Genomic DNA, 22,713 nt, shown 5'->3' on the forward strand with positions numbered 1-22,713 from the left:
GGTCCGTCCCTGTCAGGTCGGGCTTTTTACGTCCGTGCAATCTTTGAGAACACAATCACCAGCAAATTCAAGGATGTTTTCGGGAAAAGTTACCCGATATAATAGAAACACGTCTTAAAAAAAGAGGGACGAAACGATGGCGTATCCAAAAGGGAAATTATCTGAAGAAAAGGTATTTAAAGATCCTGTGCACCGGTATGTTCACGTACGGGACGGATTAATATGGGATTTAATAGGAACAAGAGAGTTTCAGCGCCTGAGACGAATTAAACAGCTAGGAACCACTTACTTGACGTTTCATGGTGCAGAGCACAGCCGATTTAATCATTCACTCGGTGTATACGAGATTGTGAGACGGATTGTCGATGATGTGTTTAAAGGACGACCTGAATGGGATGAAGGGGAGCGTGAGCTTGTACTCAGTGCCGCCTTGCTTCATGACCTCGGTCATGGTCCATTTTCTCATTCCTTTGAAAAGGTCTTCCACTTAGATCATGAATTGTTTACAAGAGATATTATTTTAGGGCAAACGGAAGTAAATGAAGTGCTTCGCCGGGTCAGTGATGATTTCCCAAAGCATGTGGCGGAAGTCATTGCTAAAACCTATCAAAACAAACAGGTTGTCAGTTTGATCTCAAGTCAAATTGATGCCGACCGAATGGACTATTTGCAGCGTGATGCCTACTATACAGGCGTCAGCTATGGCCACTTTGATATGGAGCGTATTTTGCGTGTGATGCGTCCGAGAGAAGATCAGATTGTGATGAAGCAGAGCGGGATGCATGCCGTAGAGGATTATATTATGAGCCGCTATCAAATGTACTGGCAAGTTTATTTCCACCCAGTGACACGCAGTGCGGAAGTCATTTTAACGAAAATCCTTCATCGTGCAAAAGAACTGCATGAAACTGGCTATATATTTACACATGCCCCTGTTCATTTTTATTCGATTTTTGAAGGGAATGTCACCACAGAGGACTATATTAAGCTGGATGAATCCATTGTCTTATTTTATTTTCAGGCGTGGGAAGATGAAGAAGATCATGTGCTGGCTGATTTGTGCCGCCGTTTTATGAACCGCCGATTGTTCCAATATACAGAGTTTAATCCAAATGAAGAAATGACGAAATATTTCAAGCTGACCGCCTTGTTCAAGGAGGCAGGCATTGATCCTGATTATTATTTAGTGGTCGACTCTTCCTCTGACTTGCCCTATGATTTCTACAGACCAGGGGAGGAGGAAGAGAGGCTGCCAATACACCTCTTGACGCAAAGTGGTCATATTAAAGAACTGTCGAGACAGTCAGATATTGTTGACGCCATTTCCGGTAAACGAAGAACCGATCATAAACTTTATTTCCCGATGGACTTAATTGTAGATATGTCGGAAAAAGCTGAAGAAAAGAAGGCGATCATGAAGCTGCTTGGATTGGGATAAGGAAGTACTGAAAAAGGAGATGTCGGGAATTTGTTGAAAGAGCATGCAAAGTTGATGAAGGTATTCTCTGAATCAGGGGAAATCGTTGGACGGAAGAAGCTGCAAAAGATGATTTACATAGCAAAAAAGCTAGATTTGCCTTTTTACGAGAAATACGATTTTCATTTTTATGGCCCCTATTCAGAGGAGTTGACGCTCAGAATTGAAGAGCTGTGCAACCTTGGATTCTTGGACGAAATGAAGGAAAAAAAGGGCGGATACTATCAATATCGCTATTCGCTGACGGACAATGGGAAAGAGTTTCTCGATCAGTGTGAAGTGGACATGCCTGACCTCAAAGTGCTGACGCAGCAGATGAACGAGCAATCGTCTCGTTTTCTAGAGCTTGTCTCAACGATTTTATACTTTGATGATCTGCCAAAAGATGAGGTAAAGGAAAAGGTCTTCACCATTAAAAGCAAGCAGCGCTATACGGACGAAGAATTTGAAGCTGCTCTTCTTTATATCGATCAGTTGAAGGAACTGAACTAACTAGACAAAAGCCCGACTTTTTGGGCTTTTTTTGTTTTGTAAGACCCAGACCAAAAGCGCTATTTTTCGATGAAATTTGTGCCAAAACATCCGAAAAATTAGTGAAAATGACGTGATTCGACTTTCTTCCTGTGCATCTTATTCCCTGTTTTTGACTGAAAAGAAGGAAAATGGTGAATTTTCAGTGAATATATAACCTTGTGAAAAACAAAGGAGGGATAGGAATGAAAAAGCGTTCAGTCTTTTTGTCATTTTTATTGGTAGGTAGTTTGTTACCGGGGGTTAGTTCAGCTTCAGCACCAGTAGCGAGTGCAGGTCATGGGCATGATCATGGTCATGCGCCGTTCGAAACACATATTGGTGAGGGGTTGCCAAAGGCAAATGATTTTAAAGATTTGACGACAGCACCTTCCATTGAACGAGATGTCACAACAAAGGTGTTAGATGAGTCTGGTAAGCAGGTAGGCTCCAGAACCTTTAAGGCCAATACAGGTGATTCTATTTCAACAAAAGCAAGTACAGGCAGTCAGAAAGTGACAGTCTATGCAGTTGCTGATGCGCAGTATCGAGCGAAATATAGTGATTGGCAGACGCGGATTGTCAGCATCATCGAGCAAGCGGACGTCACTTTTAACCGCGACCATGATGTGGACTTTGTGGTGCAAGCAGTAGGATCTTGGACGTCTTCTGGATCAAATGCAGAGCAAATTCTATCAAACCTTCAGCGCAGCTTTGATGGCAGAGGGTACGACTTTGTCACAGGATTTACAGCAAATCCAAACTTTGACGCTGGCGGTATCGCTTATGTATACAATAGTGCACCGCGCGGAAGTGCATTCGCCGTCAACCTTGATCAAGGAACAGCGAATACAGCAAAAGCCGCTACGCATGAATACGGCCATAACTTTGGCTTGCCGCATGACCCTCAAGGCAGTGGAATTGTCTGCTTAATGAATTATGATTATTCCTATACAGTTGATTACTTTGATGCGGCTCACAAAAATCAAGTGAACCGTAATAAAGCATGGTACAGATAAGATAGAATAAGAGACAAAAGGACAAACACAGAGGTGTTTGTCCTTTTTTATATGCTTACAGGTCGCTCATTCTCTTTCCTGCTAAAGCATAGTGTTCTTTTTTCATTTCTTCAATAATGACAGAGACTTTTTCTGCACCTGCGCCTGTTGTTTCAACAACGGCATCAGTGACTTTCTCCACAAGAGCTCTTTTCTGCTCGTCTGTTCTTCCTTCAAGCATTTGAACGGTGACAATCGGCAATGCAAAAACCTCCTTTTTCCATTAGTGCTTCGCTTCCCTTTAGTTTAAGGGACTTCTTATAGTATACTGAATGAAGTAAATCATTGTATAGAAAGAAAGAGGGATTCATGCCTTTGAACCAATTTCTTGCTTATCCATTAGAACTGATTCCATTTGTCGCCATTACACTTGTTGTTGCATTCACGATGCACGAGCTGGCGCATGCATATGTTGCGTATCGTTTCGGAGACCCGACAGCTAAAAATCAAGGGAGACTCACGCTAAATCCACTAAAGCATCTCGATATATTCGGGACGATCTTGATCTTTGTGGCTGGGTTTGGCTGGGCGAGACCGGTACCGGTAAATCGGTACCATTTTAAGAACCCGCGCTTGGCAGGGATTTGTGTGTCGATCGCTGGGCCTTTAAGTAACTTCGTTTTAGCGTTTCTGGGCTTTTTTGTGTATGTGCTTCTTCAGAAATTTGGAGGAGAGTGGATCATGCGCTTTGAGCCAGGGGTCGATAATTTCTTCTTAATCTTTATTAACTTGAACGTCATTTTGTTCCTATTTAACTTGTTGCCGATCCCGCCTCTAGACGGGTATCGTATTATTGAGGACGTCGTCAGTCCGGGCATCCGTGCGAAAATGACGCAATTTGAACAATACGGGATTATTATTTTCCTCATATTCGTCATTACGCCACTCGGTCAGTTTGTGTTTGGTCCATTGATCAGTATGAGAGATCAAATTATTTACTGGTTTAATTTAATTTTGAAACCGCTGCTTTAGGAGGTCTAACAAATGGAAGGTAAAAAGAAGAAACCAATTGGTTTTAATATCATTAAAAAAACAGACGCAACTGACGGACACGGAGGCTTTGGAGCTGGTGCGCTCAGCCTAGATAACATTTCGCCGGTGATCATTGATGTAGAGGAAAAGGAAGCTATCATTGATATTGGTGCCATGCATGCAAGAAGTGCCGTCGAAAAAGGGATTAAATTTTTGAAAACAAAAGAAGAGGTGCCAAACGGAAAGCCGTATTGGCTCGTATGGGTGACCATTGACCGCAGAGAAGATGGACCTTATTATGCAGGAGTGACGGCTTGTGAAATGACCGTCGACCGTTCAATTCGTCGCGGATATAAGTCACTTCCAGAGCATGTGAATTTAATGGATAAATCGATGAAGCGCAAAATTGTCGTCAATCATATGGATGACGTATCGAAAAAAGTGCTTGCTGATTTTTTGAAGAGTCATAATGAAGCATTATGGGAAGCATCCACAGATGAATTAAAAGAAGGATTGGCTGTTCCTGAATAATTGTGAAATTTTTGTGAAGAATGGTGAATGATGACCAATTCCAGCCGTTTTTTGAGTAAACTGGTGTTAAAGCTAGGACATGGAGAATCCCGAGATGTAGATCTCGGGGTTTTTCATGTCTTTTTTATTTATCGCTTCAGCCACTTTTCCCACCATTTCTTTGGTTTTTGATCCTGAACGGGGTCTTGCTCAGAGGATTTCTCCTCAGCACCATAGCAGACACCTGTCGGCTCAGTTCCTTCTATAAAATAGGTAAATACCTTTGATTCACATCCTGGACCAGCAAGATCGCCGGTTTTTGGATTGATATACACACCTTTTACGCCGTCTGGCGGCATGAAGGAGGAGGCTGGCTGCTTAGAGAGGGCTGTTTCCATAAAGGAAGCCCATATTTTTTTCGCATAGGCGCTTTCTTCGACCGAGTCAATGGTGCGCCCTTTATCGTAACCCGTCCACACACCAGTGACGAGCTGGGGAGAGAAGCCGATCATCCAGCTGTCGGCTCCTGTTGTTCCTGATTTCCCCCCGTATGTTCGCGTAAGATCCTTCATAATGGTACGTCCAGTAATACTTGTATAGCCATTTAATTGATCATTGAACATCCCTGACATCATGTCGGTGGTAACAAATGCTGCTTTTTCATCTAGGGCTTGCTCTCGTTTTTGTTTCTCCTCAAAGAGCACGTTGCCTTTTGCGTCTGTTACTTTCGTAATAAAGGTTGGTTTGACGCGTTTTCCACCATTGACAAGCATAGCGTAAGCGTTGGTCATTTCAATTGGTTTGACAGGAGACGTGCCTAGGGCAAGTGAGGGCACTTGATCTAATTTCTCGTTGATACCAAATGTCTTACCTGCACGTACAAGCTGCTCCATGCCCAAAAACAAATGGGTTTTGACCGCATAAATATTATCAGATAGCGCCAGGGCTTGAAGCATCGTAATGCCGTCATTGGCGTAATAGCCATGATAATTGCTTGGTGAATAAGCAGCACCGCTTCCTTGATCATCCAGCTCAAAAACCGTTTCCTCACTGCGCATGACAGTTGCTGGTGTAAAACCATTTTGCAAGGCAATGTAATAGAGAAGTGGTTTCATTGTCGAACCGGGCTGTCTTTTGGCTTGTGTCACCCGATTGAATGGACTTTTCTCATAATCTCTTCCCCCAATGAGGGCAAGCACATGTCCTGTTTGGGGATGGATGGCGGTAAAGCCGACTTGGATGTCTGAATGAGAATTCATCGTTTGTTTCAATGTCTTCTCTGCGATGTTCTGTAACTCTGGATTTAGGGTCGTTTGTATATGAAGTCCATAGGTTTCGATCTGTTCCTCTGTTAACCCCAAGGTTTGTTTCAATTCTCTAATCACATCATCATAAAAGTACGGGGCTTGCTTTGCTTGCAGCTGCTTCTGCTTGAGTGGACGATAGGACAGCGTTTCTTTTGCGGCATCAGCGACTGCTTTTTTTGAAATCATGCCATCCTCTTGCATTTGCCTTAGAATCATGTCTTTTCTTGCCACGGCTTTCTCCTCATTCACATAAGGAGAATAGAGGGAGGGTCCCTTTGGGATACCAGCAAGCAGGGCTGATTCGGCTAGGGTCAAGTCCTTCGCTTTTTTCCCGAAATAAAGACGGGACGCCGCTTCCACACCGTACGCTCCATGACCATAATAAATGGTGTTCAAGTATCCTTCTAAAATCTCATCTTTTGTATAGTTTTGCTCTAAGCGGATCGTATAAAAGGCTTCATTCCACTTCCGCTTCCACGTTTTATCATGATCTAAATAAAGATTTCGTGCATATTGCTGGGTGATCGTGCTGGCACCTTGTACCTTTGCCATTGCACGAATATCGGCTACCGCAGCACCCACCATCCGTTTCACATCAAAGCCATGATGCTCATAAAAGGTTTTATCCTCAACAGCTACAACTGCTTGCCTGATATGAGGGGACATGTCCTTTAACGGGACCCAATACCTCTTTTCTCCAAAGCTGGACTCTCCAAGTTTTGAGCCATCTGCTGCATAAATGGTCGTGGATTGGGGAACTTGAACAGAAGGGGCACCTTGCCACTTTGCAAGTAATAAAATCGTCAAAAAGACAGTGCCTGCAAATAGAAAAGCGAGCAAGCCAATAAAAAAGCAGGCTCGAATCGTTTTCACGGTCATGCGGATTTTTTTATTACTCATGATTGTGTCCATGCAAAGCCCCCATTTTGACGGTTTTTTTATCAGTATGGAACAAAGAAAACCGTTTTAAACAAGCGATTGCAAGAGCGTACTTTAAAAAGTGAAGATATGTTATGCGGTTCTTTACAATTTGATATGAATCCACTATACTTTTTTCTTGGACAATCGATATAGTCATAGCCGATATAAGGCGCTAACAATAGATGTTTGTTTATTATTGGATGAGAGGAAGATGGACAATGAGCGAACTTTGGTATACAGAGAAGCAAACGAAGAATTTTGGCATTACATTAAAGGTGAAGAAAACCCTTCACACAGAACAAACAGACTTTCAGCATTTAGAAATGGTGGAAACAGAAGAGTTTGGCAATATGCTGTTTTTAGACGGCATGGTGATGACATCTGAGAAAGATGAGTTTGTATACCACGAAATGGTGGCGCATGTTCCTCTTTTCACTCATCCAAACCCGGAAAATGTTCTTGTCGTAGGCGGAGGAGACGGCGGTGTGATTCGTGAGATCCTCAAACACCCAAGTGTGAAAAAAGCGACACTTGTTGATATTGACGGAAAGGTCATCGAATACTCGAAGAAATTCATTCCTTCTATTGCTGGGAAACTAGACGATCCTCGAGTGGATGTCAAAGTGGGAGACGGTTTTATGCACATTGCGGAAGCTGACAACGAGTATGACGTCATCATGGTTGACTCGACTGAGCCAGTTGGACCAGCTGTGAACCTGTTCTCTAAAGGTTTCTATGCAGGAATCTCAAAAGCACTGAAAGAAGACGGTATTTTCGTTGCACAAACGGACAACCCTTGGTTCACACCAGAGTTGATTACAAATGTACAGCGTGATGTAAAGGAAATTTTCCCGATCACAAAGCTTTACACAGCGAATATCCCAACGTATCCAAGCGGTCTTTGGACGTTTACAATAGGTTCTAAAAAATATGATCCACTTGCTGTGGAAGACAGCCGCTTCTTTGATATTGAAACAAAATATTACACAAAAGAATTGCACAAAGCGGCATTCGTTCTGCCGAAATTTGTGAGCGACTTATTGAAATAAATAAAGCGAAATGGAAATGCGCAAATGACGGTTTGCGCATTTTTTGAAGCGTAAAAGGAGGAATCTTGCATGAGATTCGACGAGGCTTATTCAGGAAAAGTGTTTATTGGAAGTCAACCGACATGGGAAGATGCAAAGGTCATTTTATACGGCATGCCGATGGACTGGACAGTCAGTTACCGCCCAGGATCACGTTTCGGTCCGAACCGCATCCGTGAAGTATCGATTGGTTTAGAGGAATACAGCCCTTATTTAGATCGTGAGCTTCACGAGGTGCCATTCTTTGATGCGGGTGACATCCCACTTCCTTTTGGGAATGCACAAAAGAGCTTAGATTTAATTGAAGAGTATGTCGACAGCATTTTAGAAAAAGGGAAGTTTCCATTAGGAATGGGCGGAGAGCACCTCGTGTCTTGGCCGGTTTTCCGTGCGATGTATAAGAAATATCCTGATTTGGCGATCATCCATATGGACGCACATACAGATCTTCGTGAGGAATACGAGGGTGAGCCGCTGTCACATTCGACACCGATTCGTAAAGTTGCAGGACTCATTGGACCTGAAAATGTATACTCTTTCGGTATCCGTTCTGGAATGAAAGAAGAATTTGAATGGGCAAAAGAAGCGGGTATGCACATTTCTACATTTGAAGTACTGGAGCCATTGAAGCAAGTATTGCCAAAGCTAAAAGGGCGTCCAGTGTATGTGACGATCGACATTGATGTACTTGACCCAGCTCATGCACCTGGTACAGGCACGGTGGATGCTGGCGGTATTACATCAAAAGAGCTGCTTGCATCCATTCATGCGATTGCAGGCTCTGATGTCCAAGTAGTCGGTGCAGACCTAGTTGAGGTAGCACCTGTATATGATCATTCTGACCAAACAGCGAATACAGCGAGCAAGCTTTTGCGTGAAATGCTGCTTGGATTTGTGAAATAAACCTTTTGATAGAGGAGCTTGTCATCTCATGTGGACAAGCTCTTTTTTGACATTGGGCAAAAAGATAAAGGAGGCAGCTCATGGTTTCTTCTATATTGATGGTGATCCTCGCTTTATGTGTGTTAGCGGCAGACTTTCTCACACTGAAAAAAGAGCTGGCAGCCGATCCGCCCATTTTTAGTTCGAAAAAAAGGCAAAGGAAGAGATGGTTGGTCTGTTTCAGGATCGAGGTTTTTTCTATCTCACTGGCATTGCGTTATTGATGCAGGTGGTATGTAAGCAAGCGTCGTTCCATTTGATTTTTTTCAGGCATTTTTGGCAAGTTCAGGCATACAAGCTCTATTTTATTTCATAAAGAGAAAGGACTTGGGATTAAAGACTGTGCTCGTTATATTGGTCAGTTTCATTTTCCTCTTTTTCTAAAGTGATTCTAGAAGATCAAAAACGAAGTTTAATCCTAGTGAAGAAGAGAAATGATGGTATGATAGGCGATCGTGAATATGGTATACTATTTTAGTTAAACGGGTCTTAGCAAAGGAAGTGCAACATGACACAAAACCAAATTTCAATTCATGTAAAGTCAGTGATGAAACCAGAGATGGAGCCGGCTGAAACGATCGAATTCCGAACAACTGGAACGTATCAGGAGAAGAATGACAAAACGTATCTCACTTACCATGAAGAACATGAAATGGGTCAAGTAAAAACCGTTGTGAAAATGAGTGAAAAAGAAATTTTTGTCATGAGATCAGGTGCCGTTCAAATGAAGCAGCGCTTTCTCATTGGTGAAACGACCGTGACACATTACACGATGCCATTCGGTACACTTCAGCTCGATGTGCACACACATGGCATTGATCTCGATGTGGACAAGGGTTTACTACACATTACGTACGATATGCTGACAGGTGAAGATCAAAAGCATTTACATACATTATCGATTTCGTATAAGGAGGATTTACGTTCATGAATATCGCAGAACAGGTCAAAGATGCGTTAAAAGAAGAAATCATTGCGGCAGTCGTCAAAGCAGGTCTTGCCGAGGAAAGCCAGGTGCCAGATGTCCTTTTGGAAGTGCCAAAAGAGAAAACGCACGGTGATTACTCCACCAACATGGCGATGCAGCTTGCCCGCATTGCGAAAAAAGCACCTCGTCAAATCGCAGAAGACATTGTCAATGCGTTTGACAAAGGGAAAGCTTCTATTGAAAAACTGGATATCGCAGGTCCAGGATTCATCAACTTTTATATGAACAATCAGTATTTAACAAAACTCATCCCAGCTGTCCTTGAGGCAAAAGAGGCATATGGCGAAACGAATACCGGCGGTGGCCAGAAGGTACAAGTCGAATTCGTTTCAGCAAACCCAACAGGTGATCTTCACCTTGGACATGCCCGCGGAGCAGCTGTAGGTGATTCTCTTTGCAACATCCTTGATAAAGCAGGGTTCAATGTGAGCCGTGAATACTATATCAACGATGCTGGGAATCAGATCAATAACCTCGCTTTATCTGTAGAAGTACGTTACTTTGAGGCACTCGGTCTTGAAAAAGAAATGCCTGAAGACGGCTACAGAGGAGAAGACATCAAAGGCATCGGGCAAAAGCTTGCGGATGAATTTGGTGACCGCTTCGTCCATGATTCAGAAGAAGAGCGCATGAAGTTCTTCCGTGAGTACGGATTAAAATACGAATTAGAAAAATTACGTGTAGACCTTGAAAATTTCCGTGTTCCATTTGATGTATGGTATTCCGAAACATCTTTATATGAAAACGGCAAAATCGAACCGGCGCTACAAACGCTTCGTGAAAAAGGCTATATCTTTGAGGAAGATGGCGCAACATGGCTGCGTTCAACTGATTTTGGTGATGACAAGGACCGTGTACTGATTAAAAAAGACGGTAGCTTCACGTACTTGCTTCCAGACATCGCATATCATAAGGACAAACTGGACAGAGGCTTTGATCAGCTCATTAACATTTGGGGAGCGGACCATCATGGCTATATCCCTCGAATGAAAGCGGCCATCCAAGCCCTTGGATATCCTGCTGACAAGCTTGAAGTAGAAATCATTCAGCTCGTTCACCTATACAAAAACGGTGAAAAGATGAAGATGAGTAAACGAACAGGTAAAGCCGTCACAATGCGTGACTTGATTGAAGAAGTGGGCTTAGATGCTACTCGTTATTTCTTTGCGATGAGAAGTGCGGCGACACATATGGACTTTGACCTAGACTTAGCGATTTCTACGTCTAACGAAAACCCTGTCTACTATGCGCAATATGCGCATGCGAGAATTTGCAGCATGCTGCGTCAAGGTCAAGAAAAAGGCTACGAGCCGAACCTTGAGAAAGCAGATTTCTCTCACATTCAATCGGAAAAAGAATACGATCTTCTGAAAATCATTGGCAGCTTCCCAGAAGTTGTAGCAGAAGCAGCTGAAAAACGTATTCCGCACCGCGTGACGAACTATATTTATGACCTTGCATCAGCCCTTCACAGCTTCTACAATGCCGAGAAGGTCATTGACGCAGAAAACGAAACAAAAACGATAGCACGTCTTTCACTCATGAAAGCAACACAAATTACGCTAGCTAACGCATTAAAACTAATTGGTGTATCTGCACCGGAAAAGATGTAATGCATTAAAGCCCCGCTCTACTGTATGAGCGGGGCTTTTTTATATGAAAAACCCGCTATCTTTTAGAGAAAGCGGGTTTTGAAAATTAACCAAGCGTATTAATAATGTTAGAGATAGAATCGAATAATTGGCTAAGTACATCAGAGAACATGAGCGTAACCTCCCTTCGGAAAGCATTTAGTCTGTGTGCAAAATTGGCTTAACCAAGCGTGTTAATGATGTTAGAAATAGAATCGAATAGTTGGCTGAGGACATCTGAAAACATGTTTTCGCCTCCTCTCTTTTCGTTGTGACATCTACTTAACGAGGGGGATTAAGGTTTGGATCACTTTTTCTAAAAAAATTTCTAAAATAGATCATGGCATAGAAAAAAGCACCTCGTTTTTCGGGTGCTTTTTTGGCTTTGTTTATGAATAAATGCGCAGCTTAACGTCTCCGTTTTTGCACGTTAGCTGCGCACTTCCGCCAATCGGTAAGGTGAATACAGGCTGTGTATGTCCTATATCTACATCGTATATCACCGGGATGTGTTTGAGCATGGGATGCTTATCTAGGATGAATCTCATATGTTCCTCTGTCATCTCGGATTTCTTTTGAAAGCGTCCGATGATCAATCCTTTGATTGATTCTGCATGCTGCAAGAGGGAGGTGAGGTCTCTGGCGAACATTTCAGGGAACACCAAATCATCATCTTCAACAAATAAGATGGCATCCTTAATATGAGGCATAAACGATGTCCCTTGCAGTAAGTTCAGTGTACAAAGGTTCCCGCCATACAAGGTGCCTTCAGCTGTTCCCTCCTGATATATTTTCCATTTCGTCGGATGAAACTGCCGGTTGGTTTGATCGAGATACCACGCGTCATCACTCCACTTTGTAGAAGGGATCACATCAAATGGCTCACCGCCGTTCATCAAGCAGGCTTGAAACATGGCTGACTGCTCCTCTTGTCCCTGCTCCATTTGAAAGCTGGAGAAATGAGGACCTGAGTATGTCACCACATCACATCTTGCGGTAATGGCGCTTGCGAGTGCGGTAATATCACTGTAGCCGCAAAGGACTTTGGGATGCTGACGGATCAAGTCGTAATCAATATAAGGCAAAAGCTCATTGCAATTGAAACCGCCGATTGCAGTCAAAATGCCGTCGACTTTATCATTTGAGAACGCCTCATGTAGATCAGATACACGGTGTTCAATGGACGATGAAGAATGAAGATCACATTCAAACACGTGTTTTCCAAAAGAGACAGTGAACCCTAAAGTCTCTAAATGTTTTTTTGCTTGAGACATTCCTTCTTCTGATAAGATGCTTGCACTTCGGCTTGGGGCGATGACCCGAATATGGTCGCCTTTTTTTAAAGGAGATGGTGTGTGCATAAACAAATCTTCCTTTCCTTCACATATTTCTCCATTATATCGGATCAAATCGCTCCAGTCTGTAAAAGCTAAAAGAAAGAAGTGGACCGTGCGTTTCAGACAAGCTGTGCAAAGGGTATGGAAGAGAAAAAGACAGAAACGAATGAGGGCGGAGAATGTGAAAAAGAGGAGACTGGAATTTTTATTTTTATATTTCATGATATTCGGGGCATATGTGGTGTTTTGGTGGCCGGTGCCAGCGTGGGGCTTTCAGCTTTACGCAGCTAGTTATATCGCCATTATTTTATTTAGTATCATCTCACTCATGCTAGAGAACCGGACATCACAGCACACATTGTTATGGATATATGTACTGATCTTTTTCCCGATCATAGGCTATATGTTTTATTTATTCTCGGGGCAGCTCTACGTAAAAGGTCATTTGTTCAAATCGAAGAGAATGTATAACCGTGAAAAGTTACGTAGAATATCTGAGCTTGAGAGCAAGCCGGATGAAACACGTTTAACCGAGAATCAGCGTGCTTTTTTTCATTACACAGAAAAAGCGACAGGAATGCATGTGAATACAAATAGTGATATGGAGATTTTAAAGAATGGGGAGGAAACCTTTCCTCGGATTTTTGAAGAGTTGAAAAAGGCAAAAACGTTCATTCATATTGAATATTACATGTTTAAATCTGATTTTCTCGGTCACCAAATGATGGAGATTCTGATTGAAAAAGTGAAAGAAGGGGTAGAGGTTCGCTTCATCTATGATGCGGCAGGCAGTATTCGCTTCTCTCGAAAAGATATTAAACGATTGAAGCAGGCAGGAGTCAAGGTCGCTCCATTTCTGCCTTTAAAATATGGTTTCTTTAATCAAAAAATCAATTTCCGCAATCACCGAAAAATCGTGATCATTGATGGGAAGACAGGATTTGTCGGCGGGTTAAATGTCGGAAAAGAATATGTCGGACGTGATGAAAATATCGGTTTTTGGCGTGATACGCATACGATGTTAAAGGGTGAGGCTGTTCAAACCCTTCACTCTGTTTTTATGCTCGACTGGGAGTATGTATCAGATGAAGTATTAATTGATGATCCGAAATATCATACGCCGCATCCTGTGACGGGAGAGGATGTCATTCAGGTTGTACCAACTGGACCTGATATGAAAGAAAGTATGAGTGATTTATATGATGCACTCATCTCAAATGCGAAACAATTTGTCTGGATTGCTACACCTTATTTTGTCCCAAATGAATCCCTTCGTACGGCATTGAAAATTGCTGCGACAAGAGGGGTGGATGTCCGGGTGATGGTTCCGGAGATCAATGATGGCTTTCTCACACAATACGCCACACGATCCTATTTTTCTGAGCTCCTAAAAGAGGGCATCAAGGTATATCACTATCAAAAAGGCTTCATGCATCAAAAGGTCATGATCGCAGATGGGGAACTTGCCTCTGTCGGTACCGCCAATGTGGATATGAGAAGCTTTCAGCTCAATTTTGAGGTCAATGTCTTTACAGCCGCGAAGAAGCCAATCGAGCAATTGATAGCCCATTATGAGGAAGATATGAAGGAATGTGAGCAAATGGGACCCGTTCATTTTTATAAAAGAGGCTTAAAAGAGCGATTAAAGGAATCATTTGCTCGGTTGTTTTCTGGCGTTCTATGAGGATTTCTAGTCAAAGAAATCATTTCCTAATCTAGTATTTTCATGAGGATTCCTCTATAATTGAAAATGATTATCAATTATAGAGGAAATGAGGTTCTTTTACATATGCTAAAACGCTTTTTCGCCTATTACAGGCCCTATCGAGGTCTGTTCTTTTTAGATTTCTTTTGCGCTGTCGCCGTTGGATTGATGGAACTGGGTTTCCCGCTTATCGTGAACTACTTCATTGATACATTGTTGCCAACAGGGAACTGGACAATCATTGTTTGGACGGCACTTGCGCTGTTTGTCATTTATGCAATCAGCTCGGTTATGCAATTCATTGTGTCGTACTGGGGGCACATGCTAGGCATCAATATTGAAACAGATATGAGGAAGAAGCTATTTGATCACTTTCAGCGTCTGTCATTTAAATTCTTTGACAACAACAAAACGGGTAAGCTCATGTCACGAATGACAAATGACCTCATGTACATTGGAGAGGTGGCGCATCATGGACCTGAAGATTTGTTTATTGCGATTATGACGATTCTTGGTGCCTTTGCTGTCATGCTGATGATTAACTGGCAGCTTGCCATTTTAACCTTCCTCATCATGCCTGTCATCATCTGGCTGGCGCTTTATTTTAATAAGAAGATGACGAAGGCCATTACACAGCTGAACAATGATATTGGAGACTTTCATGCAAGGGTTGAAAACAATATCGGGGGCATTCGTCTTGTTCAAGCTTTTGCCAATGAACATTTCGAGAAAAAGCGCTTTGCGGAAAACAACAACCGTTTTCGTAAGGCGAAGCTTCTTTCTTATAAAATTATGTCGGTCAATGGATCGATCAGCTATATTCTCACACGTCTTGTGACACTGTTTGTCCTTCTCGCAGGTACATGGTTTGTCCTGCAAGGTCAATTAACGGCGGGTGGCTTTATCGCATTTGTTCTGATCACAAATGTTTTATTTAGACCGATTGATAAAATCAACACGGTCATTGAAATGTATCCGAAAGGCATTGCGGGCTTTAAAAGCTATGTCGATTTGCTAGACACAGAGCCGGATGTGAAGGATACAGAGGGAGCACGTGATGTACACGGATTGAAAGGTGAAATTGAATATCGAAACGTAACATTTGGCTACGATGAACACAGTCATGTGTTAAAGAATATCGATTTAAAGATCAAACAAGGAGAGACGGTTGCGTTTGTCGGCCCTTCAGGAGCGGGGAAATCAACAATTTGCAGTCTGCTGCCTCGTTTTTATGATGTGGATGAAGGGGAGATCACGATTGATGGTATAAGCACAAAGTCGATGACATTGTCTTCTTTAAGGCAGCAGATCGGTATTGTGCAGCAGGATGTCTTTTTATTCTCAGGCACCATTCGTGAAAACATTGCGTACGGGAACTTAGAAGCGAATGATGCAGAGATTTGGGAGGCCGTACGACGTGCGCATTTAGAAGAACTCGTTCAGCGTTTCCCAGAAGGGTTAAATACCGTCATTGGCGAACGGGGCGTCAAATTGTCAGGCGGACAAAAGCAGCGTTTGTCGATTGCACGGATGTTTCTGAAAAACCCTTCCATTCTTATTTTAGATGAAGCCACGTCAGCACTTGATACAGAAACAGAAAAAGCAATACAGGATGCACTGAGCGAACTGGCTGTCGGCAGAACAACACTGGTCATTGCTCACCGGCTTGCGACGATCAAACACGCAGACCGTATCATCGTCGTGACGGAGGAAGGCATCCAAGAACAAGGCCGCCACCAAGACTTAATCCAAATGGGCGGCGTATACAGCAGACTGCATGAAGCGCAGTTTGGTCATTAAGGAGAAAGCCCAGAATGAGTCCAGCTATTGAGTTGGACTCATTTTTGACGTGCTGCTATAACTCAAAAACAAAAACAATCATGATGAAAAGCGTTCACTACGTGACTCTTATTGGTTTTTGATCATTCCAGCTGGAATCAATCCAGTATTTTTTTTATCGGTATTATTTTGTTTGGCATCAATATTGGAGTAAATGCAATAGGCAGTTCTCTGAGTAAAAAAATATATTTGCGACGTTGACCATTTGTTTTGCTCTCATATCATTTGGACTTCTTAAGCTATTCTTTTGAAAAGACTCTCATTAGTTCTCACTATAACTTACTTCATATTTTTACTCGAAGGTAGAGTGTGATCAATGAACGATCAAGTTACCCTTTTGAAATAGGGCTTTTTTTGTTAGGATAGTAAAAACTCGTGTAGGAAGGATCTGATGGAATGAAGGGGCTTCGGCGTTTACAGAAGGGCGATAGGATCGGCATTTTTTCTCCGTCAAGCCCTGCATCAGCAACCTCGCCTCTTAGGTATCAGCGGGCGAAGGAATGGCTTGAGCACAAAGGATTCATTGTTGAACCAGGTTCTTTAACAGGGAAGGAAGATCATTACCGTTCAGGTACAATTCAAAAACGAGCAGATGAGCTGAATGAACTGTTGGCTAGAGACGATTTGGCCTGCGTGATGTCGATGATTGGCGGGACGAATTCGAATAGTTTGCTGCCTTATCTTGATTTTGAGCTGCTGAACAAACATCCGAAGATCCTGATCGGTTATTCAGACGCGACGGCCATTCTTTTAGCGGCCTATGAAAAAACGGGTCTGCCTGTTTTCTACGGACCGGCGCTTGTCCCATCTTTTGGAGAGTTTGAACCGTTCGTCACCCTTACATATCAGTCGTTTGAGGACATCCTGATGCACCCGCAGACCATTCCATATCAGGTGGAAAAGCCACCTTTTTGGACAGATGAAGGGGTCAACTGGGAAGAGAAGACCTGTGACAAAGAAAAGCGTCCAAACGATTGGCTGTGCGTCATAGAGGGACAGGCAGAAGGCAGACTGATCGGGGGGAACCTAAATGCCATGTATGGCATATGGGGGAGTGAGTTCATGCCCACGATTCAGAAGGGAGACATCCTCCTGATTGAAGATTGTATGAAAACTGCTTCGGTTGTAGAAAAAAACTTCTCTCTTTTGAAGGTAAATGGTGTGTTTGAACAAGTATCAGGTATCCTCTTAGGGAAACATGAGCTATTTGATGATGAAGGAACGGGCAAGAAACCGCACGATATTTTACTTGAGGTGCTCGGAGATACAAAGAGACCGCTCATCGCTGATTTTGACTGTGCTCATACACACCCGATGCTCACCATGCCAATAGGGACACGAGTGAAAATGGATGCAGCTGCAACGCAAGTTTGGCTGACAGAAGAGTGGATATAAAGAAGAGCAGCCCAAGGGCTGCTCTCAGCGTGTAGACAGGCATTCGGTGTCAGTCCTGCGCTCCGGTGCTCACGAATGTCAAATCGCTCAGGTTTTCTATCACGCTGAAAAGAAGACAAAGGGCTAAAATAAAGATCATTTTAGCCCTTTTGTTAATCATCTGATAGTAGCCCAGGGGCTGCTCTTTTATGAAACCCCTCTTTTTCAAATGGTTGAAGGAGATCTTGTGCCTTTTTTCCCTCTACTACAATTAAGTAGTCTGACTCTAAATGAGTGAGCCTGAAGGTTTCAAGCTCTACGATGTTTTTAATGTTGCACATTGTTTTTTTAGAATACACATATAAACGATGCTGAGCCTGATGGCACTTTTCATATAGAGAAATAAGCTTATGTAAATTCAATGCTTTCGCAGCGATTTGGATTGAATAGATTTGAGACATCTTCATATCCTCCTGTTAATAACTTTCTCACAATAGCTTTTTTACCCCTGTTTGCATAGGGATAAACCTTTCTCTATGATTTCCACTCAATGGTTCCTCCGCCCGTTCGCCGATTCCCTCTCATTGCAGACAGCTCTTCGACAAGACGGAGCAGGGCTTGATCCTTTAGCTTCGCCTCAATCATAAAATCCACATCGCGTCCATACGGCTTTAATGCTTGAAAAAGCGGTAAGACAAAGGACATATCCACACCATCGGCATGGCTGCGTATGGCCTTTTCTGATTTTGGTGAGGACAAATGGATTTTAGGCGGAATGCCAGTGTTGATCCAGGTGTCGAACGTTCTTGGCAGGATGTCATCAAGTGCGACATCGTCATCTTTGTTTGCCACATGATGATGGTAATCAAAAACAAACGGAATGCCGTGCTTTTCGCATACACTGAGCGTTTCTAACGACGTATACGTTTTGTCATCATTCTCAAGAGTCATTCTCGCCTTGATATGAGCCGGAAGCTGTTTTATATTTTCATCAAAGCGGTGAAGTGCCGATGCCTTATCTCCATAAGCACCGCCCACATGAATATTCATATAGCCTTCCTTTTCGAGCTTCATCGCCTCAAGCATCTGATAATGATACGTCATATCGATCACGGCATTCTCTGTAATTGAGGGCTTTGGGCTTGTAAATAAGGTGAATTGATTGGGATGAAAGCTAACTCGTAACCCGTGGCGTTTGACCAATTGACCGATCTCAAGAAATTCCTTGCGAAAGGGTGTCACAAAGTCCCAGCGAACCTCAGGATGGGTTGCCAGCGGAACAATCGAGCTAGAAAAACGGTAAAGCGGAATGTCATGAGCAATCGCAAAATAAAGTGTTCTTAATGTATTGACGAGATTGGCCTTCGTAGTTCGCAATAAAGACTCTTCTCTTTCTTCCTTTGAGAGCTTGCTGTATCTTGCAAAGGTCAGCGACTTGGCAGGAGAAGCTTCCCACAGGGTGACGGCATTGGATACATAACCAAATCGATAACGCATATGTCATCTCCTTTATAAAAAATACGAGAACATGGCGCCTACCCACTCAAGCGGCCGTGTGAAAAGCGGGCGCTGTTTAAATTTCTCTTCTGTCATGAGCTCAGACACTTCAATGTGTTCACGAATCTTTTCCTCCACGTGTGCAGTAAAGGCTGCATCATCAATGGCCACATCTACTTCCTCGTTTAAAAACAAGCTTCGTTTATCAAAATTCGCCGTACTGATGATGCACCGACTGTGATCAATGAGAATCGCTTTGGAATGATAAAACCCTTTATAAAAACGATACACAAGACAGCCAGAGGCAATCAGATCCTTCAAATAATGAAATCCAGCTTCTTTCACAAGAGGATGATCTGCCTTCATGGGGATGATGATTTCCACAGTGACGCCTCGCGTTCTCGCCTCAAGCAGGGCCTTGAGAAGAGGGGCTGATGGAATAAAATAAGGCGTACAGATGGTGATCTGCTGCCTAGCCTGCTGAATATCACGAAGAAATAAAGCTTCTAAAGAAAAGCCAGCAGTCGCACGTGTAGTGCATTGTAAAGTTCCCGGTTCCAGTGCAGGGAAAACCTCGTATTGCAGCTGATGAATGCCTGATGACCGGTACAAATCATTGAGGAACACATGCTGAAGGTCTGCGACAACCTGTCCTGTCATTCGCAGGTGATAATCCTTCCAAATACCAAATCGCCCCTTTTTCCCTACATATTCATCACCGATATTAAACCCGCCAATATAGCCGATCTTCCCATCAATCACGGTGATCTTACGATGATTCCTCATGTTTAACCGATAAATTAAAAAAGGGAAACGAGGTTTATTTAAAAAGTAAAATTGGATGCCGCTTTTTTCTAGCATGTCAATTGACTTTTGATCAAACGGATAGGACCCTAATCGATCTGTCAGCAAAAAGACTGAAACCCCTTGTTCCGCTTTGGTTTTCAATGCTTGTAAGATCCTTTGTCCAATATCGTCGTTCTTTACAATAAAGAACATCATATGAATAGAAGAAGAGGCATGATGAATATCCGTGAGCAGCTGATCAAAAAGTGGTTCGCCATCATGATAAAAGGCTGCATCGCCGCTTGTTTGATCAAAGGTTCGTTCGAAAGCATGGGTCGAAAAATATTTCTTTGCTGTATAAAGGTCCAACATCACGAGTAGTACGATTGCGATGAGTACGAGTAGGATGATCAATGCGATCATGAAGGTTCCTCCTTTTTTGCATATTTCAATAGTGTACCCAAACGCGCAAAAAATATTGACTGAATACTCATTCATTATTTATGATAGAGGTACAACATGGAAACGGAACAAAGTGGGTTGTGGGGAATGAAAGGGGGAGCAAGATGAATAGCCTTTTAATGATTAACTTGATCGCTTTTGCGGCGGTGACCGCTTACGCTGTGTATTTGTTTATTTATCTCATTCGTACACGAGCGGCGTATATTCGTCTTGGCAAAAAAGAAGAGTTTCAACAAGACATGAAGAAACGCTTAGAGCGTGTTTGGGTCAATGTGTTTGGGCAAAAGAAGCTGTTAAAGGACAAAAAGAGCGGCATCATTCATGTGCTGTTTTTCTATGGATTTATTCTTGTTCAGTTCGGAGCCCTTGATTTTATTATGAAGGGACTTGTCCCAGATAGCGGGCTCCCGTTAGGTCCGCTGTACGGCGTCTTTACATTCTTCCAAGAGGTCGTCACACTTCTGATTTTATTGGCGGTTGTTTGGGCTTTCCATAGAAGATATGTGGAGAAGCTTGTCCGTTTAAAAAGAGGCTTTAAATCAGGTCTTGTGCTGCTGTTTATTGGCGGCTTGATGCTGACAGTATTATTAGGGAACGGCATGAACATCATCTGGCATGGACACTCTCTATCACCAACTGAACCAATTGCTTCAGGCATTGCGTTCTTGCTGGGCGGGCTCTCGCCTCTGGCGGCAACGATTGTTTTTTATGTCGCATGGTGGGTGCATCTCCTGATTTTGCTGACGTTCTTAGTGTACGTCCCGCAATCTAAGCATGCTCATCTAATTGCAGGGCCAGTGAATGTATTTGTCAGCAGATTGGACCCGCCAGGCAAGCTGCAAAAAATTGATTTTGAAGATGAGACGCAAGAGACCTTTGGTGTTGGGAAAATTGAAGATTTCCGTCAGTCTCAGCTGATTGACCTTTACGCCTGTGTGGAATGTGGGCGCTGTACGAATATGTGCCCCGCAACAGGGACAGGAAAGATGCTTTCTCCAATGGATTTGATCTTAAGATTAAGAGATCATTTAACAAATAAAGGGGCCGCCATTACATCAAAGACACCGTGGGTCCCGCAGCTTGCCTTCAAGCAGACAACAGGGAACCAGCTTGCGATGCAGGCGAGAGGAGCTGGAGCGGAAGAATCGGCTGCCAGCACCATGTATCATCCTTCTCTCATTGGTGAGGTCATTACAGAAGAAGAAATCTGGGCATGCACAACGTGCCGAAACTGTGAAGATCAATGCCCTGTCATGAATGAACACGTCGACAAAATTATTGATATGCGCAGATATCTCGTGCTGACAGAAGGAAAAATGGACGCAGATGCACAGCGTGCCATGACAAGCATTGAGCGCCAAGGAAACCCATGGGGATTGAACCGGAAAGAAAGAGAAAATTGGCGTGAACTTAGAGAAGATGTGCATGTGCCGACAGTGAAAGAGCTGAAAAAATCAGATCAGACCTTTGATTATTTATTCTGGGTTGGTTCGATGGGGGCATATGACAATAGAAGCCAAAAGATTGCGCTTGCCTTTTCAAAACTGCTCAATGAAGCAGGGGTCTCCTTTGCCATCCTAGGCAATAAAGAGAAAAACTCAGGCGATACACCAAGAAGACTTGGGAACGAATTTTTGTTCCAAGAGCTAGCTACAAAGAACATTGAAGAATTTCAGAAAAACGGCGTGACAAAGATCGTCACGATTGATCCGCACGCCTACAATTTATTTAAAAATGAATACCCAGACTTCGGGCTTGAGGCAGAAGTATACCATCATACAGAATTACTGGCAGAGCTAGTGAAAGAAGGGAAATTAACACCTGTACATGAAGTGAACGAGGTGATTACCTTCCACGATTCTTGCTATCTGGGTAGATATAACGAGGTGTATGACCCGCCAAGAGACATTTTAAAAGCCATTCCTGGTGTGACGCTGAAAGAAATGGAGCGCAATCGTGAAACCGGTATGTGCTGCGGTGCAGGCGGAGGCTTAATGTGGATGGAAGAAGAGACAGGTACGCGGATTAACACAGCACGAACGGAGCAGGCCTTACAGCTGCAGCCATCCATTATCAGCTCAGGATGTCCTTATTGTTTAACCATGCTCGGAGATGGAACAAAAGCGAAAGAAGTAGAGGAGCAGGTCGGCACATTTGATGTCGCAGAACTTCTTGAAAAATCAGTGTTTGGCGAGGCTAAAACGCAGGCTTCGTAAGGGTGACAGGCCGATGAATATGATGTTCATCGGCCTAAACATGGCACTGTTCATCAGCTGCCTGACTAAAATGTAAGCGGTAACAAATAGGAG

Annotated in this window: 19 protein-coding genes; 13 read left to right on the plus strand and 6 right to left on the minus strand. The window is 43.1% G+C overall.

What is annotated here, in order from left to right; genetic code table 11:
- The first annotated feature begins 136 nt into the window (after nucleotides 1-136).
- The 3 genes from BA70_RS03350 (at nucleotide 137) to BA70_RS03360 (ending at nucleotide 3,006) form a co-directional block, all read left to right on the plus strand.
- Nucleotides 137-1,438, plus strand: a complete 1,302-nt coding sequence (locus tag BA70_RS03350) for an HD domain-containing protein (RefSeq protein ID WP_034318194.1) — start codon at nucleotides 137-139, stop codon at nucleotides 1,436-1,438.
- Between the two features lie 30 nt (nucleotides 1,439-1,468).
- Entirely contained in the window at nucleotides 1,469-1,969 is a 501-nt protein-coding gene (locus tag BA70_RS03355; RefSeq protein ID WP_034318197.1) for a YwgA family protein, read from the plus strand.
- A 224-nt stretch (nucleotides 1,970-2,193) separates the two neighbouring features.
- Nucleotides 2,194-3,006: a zinc-dependent metalloprotease gene (locus BA70_RS03360; protein WP_034318200.1), complete on the plus strand. Its 813-nt coding sequence runs from the start codon at nucleotides 2,194-2,196 to the stop codon at nucleotides 3,004-3,006.
- Nucleotides 3,007-3,061: 55 nt separating this feature from the next.
- Here BA70_RS03360 and BA70_RS03365 read toward each other — a convergent pair whose 3' ends face one another.
- On the minus strand, nucleotides 3,062-3,247 hold the full coding sequence (locus tag BA70_RS03365; RefSeq protein WP_034318202.1) for a 2-hydroxymuconate tautomerase: 186 nt from the start codon (nucleotides 3,245-3,247) through the stop codon (nucleotides 3,062-3,064).
- A gap of 107 nt (nucleotides 3,248-3,354) precedes the next feature.
- Here BA70_RS03365 and BA70_RS03370 point away from each other — a divergent pair, with 107 nt between their 5' ends.
- Complete coding sequence (locus BA70_RS03370; protein ID WP_034318205.1) at nucleotides 3,355-4,017, plus strand: site-2 protease family protein; 663 nt, start codon at nucleotides 3,355-3,357, stop codon at nucleotides 4,015-4,017.
- A 12-nt stretch (nucleotides 4,018-4,029) separates the two neighbouring features.
- Nucleotides 4,030-4,548 carry a YwhD family protein gene (locus BA70_RS03375; RefSeq protein ID WP_034318208.1) on the plus strand — a complete coding sequence of 173 codons (519 nt, stop codon included), beginning with the start codon at nucleotides 4,030-4,032 and terminating at the stop codon, nucleotides 4,546-4,548.
- A gap of 128 nt (nucleotides 4,549-4,676) precedes the next feature.
- Here BA70_RS03375 and BA70_RS03380 read toward each other — a convergent pair whose 3' ends face one another.
- The gene (locus BA70_RS03380) at nucleotides 4,677-6,746 is read right to left on the minus strand and encodes a transglycosylase domain-containing protein (protein WP_034318210.1); all 2,070 of its coding nucleotides are present in this window, start codon (nucleotides 6,744-6,746) and stop codon (nucleotides 4,677-4,679) included.
- 227 nt (nucleotides 6,747-6,973) lie between these two features.
- On the opposite strand from BA70_RS03380, the gene speE reads away from it, so the two are divergent.
- The 4 genes from speE to argS all read left to right on the plus strand — a co-directional run bounded on the left by speE (nucleotide 6,974) and on the right by argS (nucleotide 11,386).
- Nucleotides 6,974-7,804: a spermidine synthase gene (gene speE / locus BA70_RS03385; RefSeq protein ID WP_034318212.1), complete on the plus strand. Its 831-nt coding sequence runs from the start codon at nucleotides 6,974-6,976 to the stop codon at nucleotides 7,802-7,804.
- Between the two features lie 69 nt (nucleotides 7,805-7,873).
- Nucleotides 7,874-8,746 (plus strand): agmatinase, encoded by an 873-nt coding sequence (gene speB, locus BA70_RS03390; protein WP_034318213.1) that lies wholly within the window; start codon nucleotides 7,874-7,876, stop codon nucleotides 8,744-8,746.
- A 547-nt stretch (nucleotides 8,747-9,293) separates the two neighbouring features.
- Nucleotides 9,294-9,716, plus strand: coding sequence for a YwiB family protein (locus BA70_RS03400; protein ID WP_034318216.1), 423 nt, complete (start codon nucleotides 9,294-9,296; stop codon nucleotides 9,714-9,716).
- Nucleotides 9,713-11,386 (plus strand): arginine--tRNA ligase, encoded by a 1,674-nt coding sequence (argS, locus tag BA70_RS03405; protein ID WP_034318219.1) that lies wholly within the window; start codon nucleotides 9,713-9,715, stop codon nucleotides 11,384-11,386. The genes BA70_RS03400 and argS overlap by 4 nt, the downstream gene beginning before the upstream one ends.
- 407 nt (nucleotides 11,387-11,793) lie before the next feature.
- Here the strand turns inward: argS and BA70_RS03410 are convergent, their stop codons facing one another.
- Nucleotides 11,794-12,765: a S66 family peptidase gene (locus tag BA70_RS03410; RefSeq protein WP_034318221.1), complete on the minus strand. Its 972-nt coding sequence runs from the start codon at nucleotides 12,763-12,765 to the stop codon at nucleotides 11,794-11,796.
- 157 nt (nucleotides 12,766-12,922) lie between these two features.
- Here BA70_RS03410 and cls (BA70_RS03415) point away from each other — a divergent pair, with 157 nt between their 5' ends.
- From cls (BA70_RS03415) to BA70_RS03425, 3 genes are all read left to right on the plus strand, one after another.
- Nucleotides 12,923-14,425: a cardiolipin synthase gene (cls, locus tag BA70_RS03415; protein ID WP_034318713.1), complete on the plus strand. Its 1,503-nt coding sequence runs from the start codon at nucleotides 12,923-12,925 to the stop codon at nucleotides 14,423-14,425.
- A gap of 105 nt (nucleotides 14,426-14,530) precedes the next feature.
- Nucleotides 14,531-16,246: an ABC transporter ATP-binding protein gene (locus BA70_RS03420; RefSeq protein WP_034318716.1), complete on the plus strand. Its 1,716-nt coding sequence runs from the start codon at nucleotides 14,531-14,533 to the stop codon at nucleotides 16,244-16,246.
- A gap of 435 nt (nucleotides 16,247-16,681) precedes the next feature.
- Nucleotides 16,682-17,680, plus strand: coding sequence for a S66 family peptidase (locus BA70_RS03425; protein ID WP_034318223.1), 999 nt, complete (start codon nucleotides 16,682-16,684; stop codon nucleotides 17,678-17,680).
- Nucleotides 17,681-17,832: 152 nt separating this feature from the next.
- Here the strand turns inward: BA70_RS03425 and BA70_RS03430 are convergent, their stop codons facing one another.
- The 3 genes from BA70_RS03430 to cls (BA70_RS03440) form a co-directional block, all read right to left on the minus strand.
- Nucleotides 17,833-18,120, minus strand: coding sequence for a hypothetical protein (locus BA70_RS03430; RefSeq protein ID WP_051691107.1), 288 nt, complete (start codon nucleotides 18,118-18,120; stop codon nucleotides 17,833-17,835).
- Nucleotides 18,121-18,193: 73 nt separating this feature from the next.
- Nucleotides 18,194-19,156, minus strand: coding sequence for a UV DNA damage repair endonuclease UvsE (uvsE, locus tag BA70_RS03435; RefSeq protein WP_034318226.1), 963 nt, complete (start codon nucleotides 19,154-19,156; stop codon nucleotides 18,194-18,196).
- Nucleotides 19,157-19,168: 12 nt separating this feature from the next.
- The gene (gene cls, locus BA70_RS03440) at nucleotides 19,169-20,365 is read right to left on the minus strand and encodes a cardiolipin synthase (RefSeq protein WP_034318229.1); all 1,197 of its coding nucleotides are present in this window, start codon (nucleotides 20,363-20,365) and stop codon (nucleotides 19,169-19,171) included.
- Nucleotides 20,366-20,508: 143 nt separating this feature from the next.
- Between cls (BA70_RS03440) and BA70_RS03445 the strand changes: the two genes are divergently transcribed.
- Nucleotides 20,509-22,620 (plus strand): heterodisulfide reductase-related iron-sulfur binding cluster, encoded by a 2,112-nt coding sequence (locus BA70_RS03445; protein WP_034318232.1) that lies wholly within the window; start codon nucleotides 20,509-20,511, stop codon nucleotides 22,618-22,620.
- Nucleotides 22,621-22,713 lie beyond the last annotated feature (93 nt).

Origin of the sequence: Bacillus zhangzhouensis (assembly GCF_000715205.1) — a bacterium.
Taxonomy (GTDB): Bacteria; Bacillota; Bacilli; order Bacillales; family Bacillaceae; genus Bacillus; species Bacillus zhangzhouensis.